Source organism: Streptomyces sp. NPDC097640, assembly GCF_040302705.1.
GTDB lineage: Bacteria > Actinomycetota > Actinomycetes > Streptomycetales > Streptomycetaceae > Streptomyces.
Genome location: NZ_JBEOSB010000027.1, coordinates 20650 through 36206, shown reverse-complemented (window position 1 = coordinate 36206; position 15557 = coordinate 20650). Strand labels below are relative to the sequence as shown.

2 protein-coding genes are annotated in these 15557 nt (G+C 76.3%); both read left to right on the top strand.

Annotated elements, in window-relative coordinates; all coding sequences use genetic code 11:
* The first annotated feature begins 150 nt into the window (after positions 1-150).
* On the top strand, positions 151-8790 hold the full coding sequence (locus tag ABTY62_RS34340; protein WP_352133326.1) for a type I polyketide synthase: 8640 nt from the start codon (positions 151-153) through the stop codon (positions 8788-8790).
* Positions 8787-15536: an SDR family NAD(P)-dependent oxidoreductase gene (locus ABTY62_RS34335; protein WP_502997580.1), complete on the top strand. Its 6750-nt coding sequence runs from the start codon at positions 8787-8789 to the stop codon at positions 15534-15536. The genes ABTY62_RS34340 and ABTY62_RS34335 overlap by 4 nt, the downstream gene beginning before the upstream one ends.
* Positions 15537-15557 lie beyond the last annotated feature (21 nt).

The following is a 15557-nucleotide window of genomic DNA, read 5'->3' as shown; positions in this document are numbered from 1 at the left end:
ATCTTTACCCTGGCGCGGTCAACCCCGCAGTCAACCCGCCCGGAGTGCTTTCGGTTAGATCAACTTTAGGCCGGATTCCCAGAATGAACACCGTTCGGGGCATGTCGCGAGCCATAACCAGCGGTTTTGCAATTCAGGTATGGGGGTTTCATGGCCGGGAGCAGCCCGACCCGCTCACCGCAGGCGAACTCTCCCGTCGCGATCGTGGGCCTGGCCTGTCGACTGCCGAACGCCCCCGACCCGGAGGCGTTCTGGGGTCTGCTGAGCACGGGCGGGAGCGCCGTCGTTCCCGTACCGGCCGGCCGCCTGCCCGCGCGGCCCGGCTCCGCGCCGTACTTCGCCGGGCTCCTGGAGCGCGTCGACACCTTCGACGCGGGGTTCTTCGGCATCTCGCCGCGCGAGGCCGTGGCGATGGATCCACAGCAGCGGCTGATGCTCGAACTGGCCTGGGAGGCCATGGAGGACGCCGGTTTCGGCCCCGACACCCTGGCGGACGGCCGCACCGCCGTGTTCACCGGCGCCATCTGGGACGACTACGCCACGCTCCTCCACCGGCAGCGGCCCCATGACATCACCCGTCACACGATGACGGGTCTGCACCGCGGCATCATCGCCAACCGGATCTCCCACCGCCTGGGCCTGCGCGGCCCGAGTCTCACGGTGGACGCGGCGCAGTCCTCCGGGCTGGTCGCCGTGCACCTGGCCTGCGAGAGCCTGCGCCGGGGGGAGGCCGACCTGGCGCTGGCCGGCGGGGTGAACCTGATCCTCGCCGAGGAGAGCATGCGGGTGGCCGAGGCCCAGTTCCAGGGCCTCTCACCGGACGGCCGCTGCTACACCTTCGACGCGCGCGCCAACGGCTTCGTACGCGGCGAGGGCGGCGGCATGCTGCTCCTCAAACCGCTGGCCGCGGCCGTCAGGGACGGCGACCCGGTGTACTGCGTGATCGAGGGCAGCGCCGTCAACAACGACGGCGCCACCGACGGGCTGACCCGGCCGAGCGCCGAGGCGCAGACGGATGTGGTGCGGCAGGCGTGGCAGGCGGCCGGAGTGGCACCCGCCGAACCGCAGTACGTCGAACTCCACGGCACCGGCACACCCGTCGGCGACCCGATCGAGGCCGCCGCGCTCGGCGCCGCGCTCCGGGGGCGGCGCCCGGCGGACACCCCGCTGCGGGTCGGCTCGGTCAAGACCAACGTGGGCCACCTGGAGGCCGCCGCGGGCATCGCGGGGCTGCTGAAGACGGCCCTGAGCATCCATCACCGGCGGCTTCCGCCGAGTCTCAACTTCGCCACCCCCAACCCGGACATCCCGCTGGACGAGCTCGGCCTGCGCGTCCAGACCGAGCTCGGGCCCTGGCCGGACGAGCGGCGACGGCTCACCGCCGGGGTCAGCTCCTTCGGCATGGGCGGCACCAACTGCCATGTCGTCCTGGCCGAGCCGCCCGCCCCGGCCACGGCATCGGCGCGGCCGACGCCGCCACCGCCCGGGGACGCGTCCGCACGCACCACCCCGCCCGTCACGCCGTGGGTCGTCTCGGCGGCGAGCGCGGAAGCCCTGCCGGCCCAGGCCGCCGCGCTGCGCGAACACCTGCGCGCCCACCCCGGGCTGCACCCGGTGGACGTCGGCCACGCGCTCGCCACGACGCGGACGGCGTTCCCCCACCGGGCCGTCGTCCTGGGCACGGGCCTGGGCCTGGGCCCGGGCCCAGGCACGGGCAGGGGCACGGGCACGGGCACGGGCACCGACGGCGGTGAACTCCTCGGTCGTCTCGACGCACTGGCCGCCGGGGCGGAGGCGACGGGGGTGTTCCGTGGCCGCGCGGGCGGCGGCCGGGTCGCGTTCCTGTTCAGCGGCCAGGGCAGCCAGCGCCCCGGCATGGGCCGCGAGCTCTGCGCGGCGTACCCGGTCTTCGGCGCCGCGCTGCGCGACGTGTGCGCGCATCTGGACCCCTGGCTCGACACCCCGCTGCTGGACGTCATGTTCGCCGAGGCGAGGCCGGGTGCCGAGGCTGCGCTGGACCGGACCGAGTACACCCAGCCCGCGCTGTTCGCGTTCGAGGTGGCCCTCTACCGCCTGGTGACGTCGTGGGGCCTCACGCCCGACCATCTGATGGGCCACTCGGTCGGCGAGATCACGGCCGCGCACGTGGCCGGGGTGTTCTCGCTGCCCGACGCCTGCGCGCTGGTGGCGACCCGGGGCCGCCTCATGCAGTCGATCGCCGTCCCGGGGGCGATGGCCGCCTGGCAGGCGACCGCCGAGGAGGCCGGGCACGCACTGGAGGCACACGGCGGACGGGTGGGCCTCGCGGCCGTCAACGCACCCGCCTCCGTGGTGGTCTCCGGCGACCGCGACGCCGTGGTGGCGGCCACCGCCGCGTGGCGGGAGCGGGGCCGCAAGGCCACCGTGCTGAAGGTCAGCCACGCCTTCCACTCCCCGCACCTGGACGGCGTGCTCGGGGAGCTGCGCGCGGTCGCGGCCGGGCTCACCTTCGCCGCGCCCGCCATCCCCGTCGTGTCGAACGTGACCGGCCGGCCGGCCACCGACGCCCAGCTGCGCTCGCCCGACTACTGGGCCGACCACGCGCGGCAGGCCGTGCGGTTCGACTCCGGTGTGCGGGACTTGTGCGACGCGGGGGTCACCACCTTCCTGGAACTCGGCCCCGACGCCTCGCTGACGGGCATGGCGCGGGAGAGCGCCGCGGCCTGGGCGGGCGACGCGCCCCGGCCGGCGGCGGTGGCGGTGCAGCGCCGCGAACGGCCGGAGGCGCACAGCTTCGTGGCGGCGATGGCCCAGGCGCACGTACGAGGCGTGGCCGTCGACTGGGCGGCGGGCTTCGCCGGGCACGAGCCCCGGCGGGTGGCCCTGCCGACCTACGCCTTCCAGCGCGAACGCCACTGGCCCGACGGCACCTTGAACGACGCCCTGGACGAGGCTCCGGCTTTGTCATCGGGTTCAGGTGCCACCCCCCACTCCACTCCGGCCGACACCTCCGCCGACAATGGAGGCTCCCCCGGCGAGCCGCTCGCCCTCGTCCGTACGCACGCGGCCCTGGTGCTGGGACACGACAGCCCCGACGGCATCGACCCGAGCCTGACCTTCAAACAGCTCGGCTTCGACTCGCTGGCCGCCACGGAGCTGAGCGAACGCCTCAGCGCGGCCACGCGGATCCCCCTGCCCGCCACCCTCACCTTCGACCACCCCACGCCGAACGCCGTGGCCGCCTGGCTGCGCGCGGCCCGCGAGGGGCGGCCGGCCAACACCCCCGTCCCCGCCCTCACCCCGACGCGCCGGTCGGCCACGGCCGACGACCCCATCGCCGTGGTGGCCGTCAGCTGCCGCTACCCGGGCGGGGCCGACTCCGGCGAGGCGCTGTGGCGGCTGGTGGACGAAGGCACCGACGCCGTGGGCGAGTTCCCGGGCGACCGGGGCTGGGACCTGGCCGAGCTGTTCGGCCAGGACCCGGACAGCAACAGCGGCAGCGGCGGCAGCGCGACGGGCCGGGGCGGCTTTCTCCACGACGCGGGGGACTTCGACGCGGAGTTCTTCGGGATCAGCCCGCGCGAGGCGCTGGCCATGGATCCGCAGCAGCGCATCCTGCTCGAACTCTCCTGGGAGCTGCTGGAACGGGCCGGCATCCCCCCGACCTCGCTGGGCGGCAGCGCGACCGGCGTCTTCGTGGGGGCGACGGCCGTGGACTACGGACCACGGCTGCACGAGGCCAGCGCCGAGATCGACGGGCATCTGCTGACCGGCTCCACACCGAGCGTGGCCTCCGGCCGGGTGGCCTACACCCTCGGCCTGGAGGGACCGGCGCTCACGGTGGACACGGCGTGTTCGTCGTCGCTGGTGGCGCTGCACCTCGCCGCGCAGGCGCTGCGGCAGGGCGAGTGCGACCTGGCGCTCGCGGGCGGGGCCACGGTGATGGCCACGCCCGGCATGTTCACCTCCTTCTCCCGGCAGCGCGGCCTGGCCCCGGACGGGCGGTGCAAGCCGTTCGCCGCCGCGGCCGACGGCACGGGCTGGAGCGAGGGCGCCGGGCTCGTCCTGCTGGAACGCCTCTCCGACGCCCGCCGCAACGGCCACCAGGTGCTCGCCGTCATCCGTGGCTCGGCGGTGAACCAGGACGGCGCGAGCAACGGCCTCTCCGCCCCGAACGGCCCCTCCCAGCAGCGCGTCATCCGCCAGGCCCTGGCCACGGCCGGGGTGGACCCGGCGGACGTGGACGCGGTCGAGGCCCACGGCACGGGGACCACGCTGGGCGACCCGATCGAGGCACAGGCCCTCCTGGCCACCTACGGGCAGAACCGCCCCGAGGACCGGCCCCTGTGGCTCGGGTCCATCAAGTCCAACCTTGGCCACACCCAGGCGGCGGCGGGTGTCGCGGGTGTCATCAAGATGGTGATGGCCCTGCGCCACGGCCGACTACCCGCCACCCTGCATGTCGACGCGCCCAGCCCGCACGTCGACTGGGCCACCGGAAACGTCCGCCTCCTCACCGAGGCCACCCAGTGGCCCGACACCGACCGGCCCCGCCGCGCCGCCGTCTCCTCCTTCGGCATCTCCGGCACCAACGCCCACCTCATCCTCGAACAAGCCCCCGAACAGCCCGAACTGCCCCCGACGGAGACCCCTTCCGAGGGTGGCGTGGTGCCCTGGGTGCTGTCCGCGCGTACCGCCGAGGCGCTGCGCGCCCAGGCCGGGCGCCTGGCCGAGTGGGTGTCCGACGGCGCCTCGCCCTCCCCGGTGGACGTGGGGTGGTCGCTGGCCACCACGCGGTCGCCGGACCGGCACCGCGCCGTGGTCAGCGGCGCGGACCGGGACGAGCTGCTGTCCGCGCTGCGAGCGGTGGCGGACGGACCGCCGGCCGCCGCCGTCTCCGCGGGGGCCGCGCCGGGCCCGGTCATGGTGTTCCCCGGGCAGGGTTCGCAGTGGCGCGGCATGGGCGTGGAACTGCTGGACTCCTCCCCCGTCTTCGCGGCGCGCGTCGCCGAGTGCGAGGCGGCGCTCGGCGAGTTCGTTGACTGGTCGCTCACCGCCGTGCTGCGCGGCGCGCCGGGGGCGCCGGAGCCGTCGCGGGTCGATGTCCTCCAGCCCTGCCTGTGGGCGGTGATGGTGTCGCTCGCCGCCGTCTGGGAGAGCTTCGGCGTGGCGCCCGCCGCGGTGGTCGGACACTCGCAGGGCGAGATCGCCGCCGCCTGTGTCGCCGGGGGCCTGTCCCTGCGGGACGGCGCCCGGGTGGTGGCGCTCCGCTCCCGGGCCCTGCGCGCGCTCGCCGGCCACGGCACCATGGCCTCGGTCGCGCTGAGCGCCGAGGAGGCCGAGCGCTTCCTCGCGGACCGGGGCGCGGCGGCCGCCGAGGTGACGGTGGCGGTGTTCAACGGGCCGTACTCCACGGTGGTGTCGGGGCCCGCCGACCAGGTCGCCGCGGTGGTGGCCGCGTGTGAGGCGGCCGGCCACCGGGCCCGGACGATCGACGTGGACTACGCCTCGCACGGCCCGCAGGTCGACCGGCTCGCCGACACGATCCGCGCCGACCTGGCGGCCCTCGCGCCGCGCGCCTCGGGCGCCGCCTTCTACTCCGCCGTCACCGCCGCCCGGCAGGCGACGGAGGAGCTGGACGCCGACTACTGGTTCACCAACCTGCGGCAGCCGGTGCGGTTCGCACCGGCGATCGACACCCTGCTGGACGCCGGATACCGCGTGTTCATCGAGGTCAGCCCCCACCCGGTGCTGATTCCCGCGCTGCGGGAGTGCTTCGAGGAGGCCGATGTCGCCGCGGCCACCGTGCCGACGCTGCGCCGGGACCAGGGCGGCCCGGATCAGGTGGCGCGCGCGCTGGGTGACGGCTTCGCGGCGGGGCTCGCGGTCGACTGGAGCCGCTGGTTCGCCGACGGCGAGCGCCGCCGGCCGCGTACGGTCGCGCTGCCCACCTATCCGTTCCAGCGGCGGCGTTACTGGCTGACGCCGGACCAGGGCCGCCGCGAGCGGCTGGCCGCCGGGGCCGGGACCCGCCCGGCCGGACACCCGCTGCTGTCCTCGGCGGTCGAACTGGCCGACGGCGGCCTGGTGCTCAACGGACGGCTGCCCGAGGACACGGCCTGGCTCAACGGCCACACCGTGGCGGGTGTCGGGCTGGTGCCAGGCGCAGTCCTGGTCGACTGGGCGCTGCTGGCCGCCGACGAGGCGGGCGGGGCATCGCTGGAGGAGCTGCTGCTGCGTGCGCCGCTGGAGCTGTCGGGGGCGCCCGGGGGCGTGTTGGCGCAGGTCGCGATCGCGGCGCCGGACGAGTCCGGCCGCCGTGGGATACGGATCTCGTCCCGGCCCGCCGACGTCGGTGGGGAATGGATGTGTCACGCGGTGGGGTCGCTGGTCCCCGGGGGCCGGTCCGGCCCGGCGGCGGCCGGGACGCCGGTCGTCCCGTGGCCGCCCGCGGGCGCCGAGGCCCTGGATCCGGCGGAGCTGTACGAGCGGGCCGAGCGGCGCGGCTACGGCTACGGGCCCGCGCTGCGCGGCGTACGGGCGCTGTGGCGGGACGGCGCCGACCTGGTCGCCGACGTGGCGCTGCCCGACGATGCCGGTGAGAGCGGTGAGGGCGGTGAAGGTGGCGAGGACACGGCCGGGTTCGGCATCCACCCGGTGCTGCTGGACGCCGCGTTGCAGCCCGCGCTGCTGACCGCCCCCGACGACGCTGAGGCCCGGGTGTGGCTGCCGTTCGCGTGGAGCGGGGTCCGGCTGTGGGCGACCGGGGCGCGCGCCGTGCGGGTCCGGCTGTCGCCGTTGGACGAGGACAGCGGGGATGTCGAGGACGAGCGCGAACTGCGGATCGAGGTGTCCGACCCGGCCGGGGCGCCCGTGCTCAGCGTCGCGTCGGTGGTGCTGCGCCCGCGCGGCGTACGGCAGATGCGCGAGGCGAGCGGGGCCGCCGCGGGTGGTCTCTTCGCCGTCGGCTGGACCGCGGTGGCCCCCGCGGAGCCCTCCGGCGCCGAGGACGACCCAGGGCGGGTGGCCATGTTGGGCGAGGCGCTGACGGAGTCGGAGTCGGAGTCGGCCGAGGCGAACGCCGATCGGTACGCGGACCTTCCGGCGCTGCTGGCCGCGCTGGACGCCGGAGCGCCCGCGCCGTCCTTGGTGCTGTGGCGGACACCGGCCGCTCACCCCGGGGCCGCCCCGGACCAGGCGGCACTGTCCGCCGTACGGGGCGTCGCGGCGCTGCTGCGCGGCTGGTGTGCCGAGCCGCGGCTGGCGGTCAGCCGACTCGCGGTGCTCACCCGGGGCGCGGTGGCGCCCGACGGCACCGAGGGCGATCCGGTGGACCCGGCCGCGGCAGCGGCCTGGGGATACGCGAGCGGTGTCCAGGCCGAACACCCGGGCCGCTTCGTACTCATCGACACGGACACCGACACCGGCATCGGCGCCAAGGCGGGTCCGGCGGCCGTGGCGCGGGCGGCCGCGCTCGACGAGCCGAGGGTCGCGCTGCGCGGGGACACGCTGCTCGCGCCACGCCTGACGCGCTCCGCCGCGGCGCCGGGCGACGGGGCGTTCGACCCGGAGGGCACGGTCCTCGTCACGGACGACGCCGGAAGCCCGCTCGCCGAGGCCGTCGCCGAGCATCTGGCCCGCACCGAAGGCGTCCGGCGACTGCTGCTGGTCCGCTTCGGCGGCGCGGAGAGTACGGACGAGGGCGGGAGCGGTGAGGAGCGGTGGGGTGCGCGGGTGCGCGTGGTCACGGTCGACCCGCTCGACACCGCCGCGCTGGAACGGGTGGTGGCGCGGGTCGAGCCGGCCCATCCGCTGACCGGAGTCGTCCACGTCGCGGGGCTGTCCGCCACCGTCGAATCGACAGAGGACACAGTACGAGAGTGGGCCGCGGTGGCCGGGGCGGTGTCGGCGTTGCACCGGGCCACCGCCGGACTGCCGTCGGTCCGGTTCGTCACCCTGTCGGACGCCGCCGTGACCTGGGGCGGACCGGTGTCCCCCGAACGGGCCGCTGCCGGTGCGTTCTGCGACGCCGTGATGGCGGCGCGGCGCCGGGCCGGGCTGCCCGGCCTCGCGGTGGCGTTCGGGCCGTGGGCCGCTGCCGTAGGTGCCGATGCCGGTTCCGGGGCGGGTTCCGGTGCGGGCTCCGGCGGGCGCTGGGCGGGGGTGCTCGGCGCGGACCGCGGGTCGGCGCTGCTCCGGGCGGCCTGCCACGCCGACCGCCCCGGGCTGGTGGTGGCCGACATCCGGGTCCGGGCCCTGGCCGCCCGTCCCGCCCATGAGTTGCCGACCGCGCTGCGCGCACTCGCCGTGGGTGCGGGTGACCGGGCGCCGGTCCGGCCGGTGGCCGCGGCCCCGGGCCGCACCGCCGACCTGACGAGCCGGCTGGTCGGCCTCGGGCCCGCCGAACGGCGCCGCGCCGTCCTGGAGCTGGTGCGCGACCACGCCGCCGCGGTGCTCGGGCAGGGCGACCCCAAGGCCGTACGCGGCGACTCGTCGTTCAAGGAGCTGGGCTTCGACTCGATGACCGCCGTCGAGCTGCGCGACCGGCTGGTGGCGGCCAGCGGGCTGCGGCTGCCCGCCGCCGTCATCTTCCGGCACCCCACGCCGGAGGCGCTGGCCCGCCGTATCGAGCAGCAGCTCGCTCCCGACACCCCGAACAGCGCACAGGACACTCCGCACAACGGCAACGGCAACGGAACCACGCTCGACGCCGCGGACAAGCTGGCGTCCGCCACGGCCGCCGAAATCCTCGACTTCATCGACAACGAGCTCGGCGTGCTCTCCGACGCACGTCCGCGCCCCTCCCACTGAAGGCAGGTGACGACATGGTCAGCGAAGAGAAACTGGTCGAGTACCTGCGCCGGGTCACCACCGAGTTGCACGACGCCAGGACCCGTCTGCGGGAGCTGGAGGAGGGGGAGCAGGAGCCGGTCGCGGTCGTCGGCATGGCCTGCCGCTTCCCCGGCGGGGTGCGGTCCCCCGAGGACCTGCGGCGCCTCGTGCTGTCGGGCGGCGACGCGATCGGCGACTTCCCCACCGACCGCGGCTGGGACCTGGACGGCCTCTTCCACCCGGATCCCGCCAACTTCGGCACCAGCTATGTGAGCCAGGGCGGCTTCCTGCACGATGTCGACCGTTTCGACGCGGGGTTCTTCGGGATCAGCCCGCGCGAGGCGCTGGCGATGGACCCGCAGCAGCGGCTGCTCCTCGAACTGTCGTGGGAGGCGCTGGAGTCCGCCGGGGTGGTGCCCGGCGCCCTGCGCGCCAGCCGGACCGGCGTCTACGTGGGGGTGTCCAGCGAGGACTACATCTCCGGCCTGCCGCGGATCCCGGAGGGCTTCGAGGGCTACGCCACCACGGGCAGCCTCACCAGCGTCATCTCCGGCCGCGTCGCGTACACCTTCGGCTTCGAGGGACCCGCGGTCACCGTGGACACCGCGTGCTCGTCGTCGATGGTGGCCATCCATCTGGCGGGGCAGGCCCTGCGGCAGGGCGAGTGCTCCCTGGCGCTCGCGGGCGGGGTCACCGTGCTGTCCACGCCGCTGATGTTCACCGAGTTCTGCCGGCAGCGGGCGCTGACGCCCGACGCCCGGTGCAAGCCGTTCGCGGCCGCCGCCGACGGCACCGGCTTCTCCGAGGGCGCCGGCGTGCTGCTGCTGGAGCGGCTGTCGGACGCGCGGCGCAACGGACACCGCGTCCTGGCCGTGGTGCGCGGCTCGGCGATCAACCAGGACGGCGCGAGCAACGGGCTCACCGCGCCCAACGACGTCGCCCAGGAGAACGTGATCCGGGACGCGTTGACGCGAGCCGGCCTGTCCGGCGCGGACGTGGACATGGTCGAGGCGCACGGGACCGGCACCCGGCTGGGCGACCCCATCGAGGCGGAGGCGCTGATCGCCACGTACGGGGCGGACCGCCCGGCGGACCGGCCGCTCCACCTCGGCTCGATCAAGTCGAACATCGGCCATACGCACGCGGCGGCCGGGGTCGCAGGCGCGATCAACACCGTGATGGCGCTGCGGGACGGCAAGCTGGCCCGGACCCTGCACATCGACGAGCCGACCCGGCACGTGGACTGGAGCGGTGGCACGGTGCGGCTGCTGACGGAGCCCCGGGACTGGCCGGTGGCCGAGCGGCCGCGCCGGGCGGCGGTGTCGTCGTTCGGTGTCTCCGGCACCAACGCGCATGTGATCCTCGAACAGGCCCCGGACGCCGACGGTCAAACAGATGAGCAGCGGGCCACCGCCGAGAGCAGCGTGGTGCCCTGGCTCGTCTCGGGGCGCACCGAGGCGGCGCTGCGGGACCAGGCCGCGCGGCTGGGCGCCTTCCTGACGGCGGACGGGGCGGCGAGTGGCGCCGCCGACGTGGGGTGGTCGCTGGCGACGCGCCGCACGGCGTTCGAGCACCGGGCCGTCGTGGTGGGCGGTGACCGGCCGGACCTCCTGGCCGCGCTCGAAGGGCTGGCGGCGGGCGAGCCGGGCCCCGCGGTGGTGCGGGGCGTGGCGGCGGATGTGGGCGCGGGCCCGGTCATGGTGTTCCCCGGGCAGGGGTCGCAGTGGCTCGGCATGGGCGCGGCGCTGCTGGACTCCTCCCCCGTCTTCGCGGCGCGCGTCGCCGCGTGCGAACGGGCCCTGGCCGCGCATGTCGACTGGTCGCTGACCGATGTGCTGCGCGGCGCGGAGGGCGCGGCCGACATCGGCCGGGTCGATGTGGTGCAGCCGGTGCTCTGGGCGGTCATGGTGTCGCTGGCCGCGGTGTGGGAGGCGCACGGCGTGGTGCCGGCCGCCGTGGTGGGCCACTCGCAGGGGGAGATCGCGGCGGCGTGTGTCGCGGGCGCGATGACGCTGGAGGACGGCGCCCGGGTGGTGGCGCTGCGGTCGCGGGCGCTGCGGTCGCTGGCCGGGCACGGCGCCATGGCCTCGATGGGCTGTGGCGTCGAGCGCACCGAGGAGCTGACCGCGCTGCACGCGCCGGACGTGGCGGTCGCGGCGGTCAACGGCCCGTCGTCCACCGTGGTGTCCGGGCCGCCCGAGCAGGTGGCGAAGCTGGTGGCCGCCGCCCGGGCCGACGGGTTGCGGGCCCGCGCGATCGACGTGGACTACGCCTCGCACGGCCCGCAGGTGGACGGCATCGCCGACGTGTTGGCCGAGGTGCTCGCCGGGGTGTCCGGCGCCGCGTCTGGTGTCACGTCCGACGCCGCGTCCGATGTCGCCTTCTACTCGACGGTGACCGGTGCCCGTATGGACGCCTCCGGCCTCGACGCCGGCTACTGGTTCACCAACCTGCGGCAGCCGGTGCGTTTCGCCGAGGCGGTCCAGGCGCTGCTGGCCGCCGACTACCGGGTGTTCATCGAGGTCAGCGCGCATCCCGTGCTTCTACTCGGCCTTCAGGAGTGCATCGAGGCGGCCGGCTCCCCGGCCGCGGCCATCGGCACGCTCCGCCGCGACGAGGGCGGCCCGGAGCGGCTGTGCCGGGCGCTGGCCGAGGCGCATGTCGCGGGCGTGGCGGTCGACTGGGCGAGCTGGTACGCCGGGGCGCCCACGGCGGTGACGCTGCCGTCGTACGCCTTCCAGCGGGAGCGGTACTGGCTGCCGACCGGCGGCGGCACCGGTCCCGGCGATGTGGCGGGGGCCGGGCTCACCGCGGTCGGACACGCGCTGCTCCCGGTGGCCGTGGGACTGGCCGACGGCGGCCTGCTGCTCAGCGGGCGGCTGCCGGAGGCGGCGCGCGGCGGCTGGCCGGCCGAACACATCGTCGCGGGCCTGCCGTTGCTGCCCGGCGCGATGCTGGTCGAGTGGGTGCTGCGGGCGGCCGACGAGGCGGGCTGCGGCGGCGTCGAGGAGCTGGCGCTCCAGGTCCCGGTGGCGCTTCCCGCCTCGGGCGGGCTGGTGGTCCAGGTGGTCGTGGACGCCGCCGAGGGCGACGGGCGCCGTCCGGTGCGGATCTTCTCCCGGCCCGAGGAGGACTCCGGCGGGCCGGACACCTGGGTCTGCCATGCCGTGGGCACACTGCTGCCCCGTGCGGACGGGCCGCTCCCGGCGCCGGAGCCGGGCGGGGCGTGGCCGCCGCCGGGGGCGCGCCCGGTGGCGATCGAGGGTTTCTACGAGCGGGCCGCGGCGGCGGGGTACGGCTACGGGATGGTGTTCCGGGGGCTGCGGAGCGTATGGCGCGACGGCGAGGACACGCTGGCTGAGGTGGTGCTGCCCGAGGAGGCGGCGGATCAGGCGGGCGGCTTCGGCATCCACCCCGCCCTGCTCGACGCGGCGATGCAGCCGGTGCTGCTGACCGGTCACCTGGACACCTCCGCGGCGGGCGCCGACGCGGGGCGCGGGGCGGTGCTGCTCCCGTTCGCCTGGAGCGGGGTGCGGCTGTGGGCGGGTGGCGCCACCCGGCTCAGGGTCCGGCTGTCGCCTCGGCCGGGCGGGCTGCGGGTGCTGCTGGCCGACGCCACGGGCGCCCCGGTGCTGACCGCGGACGCGGTCGCGCTCCGCGAGACCGACGGCCGTCAGCTGCGCGCGGCGAGCCGTGCGCGGGGGCCGCACGGGCTGTTCGCCGTGGAGTGGACGCCCCTTCCCGCCCCGGCGGTTGACGAGGCCGGGGCTGGTCCGGTGACACTGACGGTGCTGGGCGATGACGCCCCGGGCCCCCCGGGCCTGGCCGATGCCGCCCGTTACGCCGATCTCGACGCGCTGTTCCACGCCATGGACGGCGGCGCCCCCGTCCCGGATGTCGTCGTCGCCCCGGTGCGGACCGGACCGGACCCGGCGGGGGCGGACACGGGCCTGGCCACCGCGCGCCGGACACTGGCGCTGGCTCAGCGGTGGCTGGCCGCCGGGAGCGTGGCCGAGGGCGCGCGGCTGGCCGTGGTCACGCGTTCTGCGGTGCGGGCCGGTGGCGCCGGCGAGGAGCCGGTGGACCCCGCCGCGGCCGCGGTGTGGGGGCTCGTACGCAGCGCCCAGACGGAACACCCGGGCCGTTTCCTCCTCATCGACACCGACTGCGACACCGACGGCGACACCCGCTGCGACGCCGGACGCGACGCCGACACCGAACTGGCCGAAGCGGTACGGGAGGCACTACGCGCCGACGAGCCGCAGCTCGCGCTGCGGGGCGGGCGGGCGCTGGTGCCCCGGCTGGCCCGGGCGGACACCGAGCCGGAGCTGACGGCCCCTCCGGGCGAGCGGGCCTGGCGGGTGGTGGCCGGCAAGACCGGCCCGGACGACCTGACCACGGCCCCCAGCCCTGAGGCCTCGGCCCCGCTCGCGCCCGGCGAGGTGCGGATCGCCGTGCGCGCCGCCGGTCTCAACTTCCGCGACGCGCTGATCGCCCTGGACATGTACCCGGACGCCGCGGCGTCGATCGGCAACGAGGGCGCCGGGGTCGTCGTGGAGGTGTCCGACGGGGTGACCGGCGTGGCCGTGGGCGACCGGGTGATGGGCCTGTTCGACGGTGCGTTCGGCCCTGTGGCGGTGGCCGATGCCCGGATGGTCGCCCCCGTGCCGCACGGCTGGAGCCTGCGGGATGCCGCGGCCGCCCCGGTGGCCTTCCTCACCGCCTGGTACGGCCTGGTGGAGCTGGGCGGGCTGCGCCCGGGCGAGACCCTGCTGATCCACGGCGCGACCGGCGGGGTGGGCATGGCCGCCGTCCAAGTGGCCCGGCATCTGGGCGCGGAGGTGTTCGCCACGGCGAGCCCCGCGAAGCACCCGGTGCTGGAGGCCATGGGCGTGGACGCCGCACACCGGGCGTCCTCTCGGGACCTGGAGTTCGAGGCGGTGTTCTCGGCGGCGACCGGCGGCCGGGGCGTCGACGTCGTCCTCAACAGCCTGGCCGGGGAGTTCACCGACGCCTCGCTGCGGCTGCTCGCGCCCGGCGGCCGGATGGTCGAGATGGGCAAGACGGACGTACGCGATCCGGAGCGGGTCGCGCGGGACCACTCCGTGGCGTACCGGGCGTTCGACCTGATCGCGGACGCCGGCCCCGAGCACATCGGGCGGCTCCTGGCCGCCGTGGGCGAGCGGTTCGCCGGCGGCGCGTTCACGCCCCTGCCCGTCACCGCGTGGCGGCTCGGCCAGGTCAGGCAGGCGCTTCGGCAGCTCAGCCAGGCCCGGCACACCGGCAAGCTGGTGCTGGACGTGGCGCCCGCGCCGGACCCGGACGGCACGGTGCTGATCACGGGCGGCACCGGCACCCTCGGCGGTCTGATCGCCGAACACCTGGTGCGCTCGGGCGGGGCGCGGCATCTGCTGCTGCTCGGGCGGCGCGGCCCCGACGCCCCGGGCGCGGCGGAGCTGACGGCCCGGCTCACCGAGCTCGGCGCGCAGGTGCGGGTGGCAGCGGTGGACGTCGGGGACGCCGACGCGCTGGGCGAGGCGGTCGCGGGCATCGACCCGGCGCATCCGCTCACCGGGGTCGTCCACGCGGCGGGTGTGGTGGCGGACGCGATGCTGCCCGCGCAGGACGAGCGGCGCATGGCCGAGGCCTGGGCGGCCAAGGCCGCGGCGGCGGCCCATCTGCACCGCGCGACGGCCGGGCTGCCGCTGGGCATGTTCGTGTTGTTCTCCTCGTTCGCGTCCACCCTCGGCACCCCTGGGCAGGCCAACTACGCGGCCGCCAACGCCTTCTGCGACGCCCTGGTCGAGCGGCGCCACGCCGAGGGTCTGCCGGGCGTGTCGGTGAGCTGGGGCCTGTGGTCCACCGCGAGCGGGCTCACCGGCGGGCTGACCGAGGCGGACGTGGCGCGGATCGCCCGGCAGGGCATCGTTCCGAACAGCGCCGAGCAGGGGCAGGAGCTGTTCGACGCGGCGGTCGAGCACGGCCGGCCGGCGCTGCTCGCGCTGAGCCTGGACACCCGGGCGCTGGCCGCGCAGCCCCTCGCGGCCCTGCCCGTGCCGCTGCGCGCCCTGGCCGCGGAGGCGTCGGCGGCGGGGGCCCGCTCCGGCGGGCCGGGGGGCGCGGCGCGGCCGACCGCGGCGGCGGGCGAGGAGCCCGGCGGCTGGGCGGCCCGGCTGGGCGGTCTCGCCCCGGCCGAACAGCGCCGCCTGCTCACCGATCTGATCCGCAAACACGCCGCCACCGTGCTCGGACACGCCGACCCCGACGCCGTACCGGCCGACGCGGCGTTCAAGGAGCTCGGGTTCGACTCGCTGACCGCCGTCGAGCTGCGCAACCGCGTCACCGCCGCCACCGGGGTACGGCTGCCCGCCACCGTCGTCTTCGACTACCCGGAGCCGGTGGCGCTGGCCGAGCATCTGCGCGGCCGACTGGCCCCCGAGGAGGAGGCGGCGACGGCGCCCGACCTCTACACGCCCGTGCTCAGCCGGCTGACGGGTCTGGAGGAGACGCTGACGGCGCTCACCGCGTCCGGTGCGAACGGCGGTGTGAACGGCTCCGGAGGGGCCGACCCCGGCGCGGTGACGGCGCGTCTGGAGTCGCTGCTGGCCGCGTGGAAGGCGGCCCACGCCCCGAGCCGGAACGGCGGCAGCGCGGCCGAGCGGCTCGAAGCCGCGACGACCGACCAGGTCCTCGACTTCATCGACAAGGAACTCGGAGTGCAATGAGCCCGGTCTGGCACGAACGCC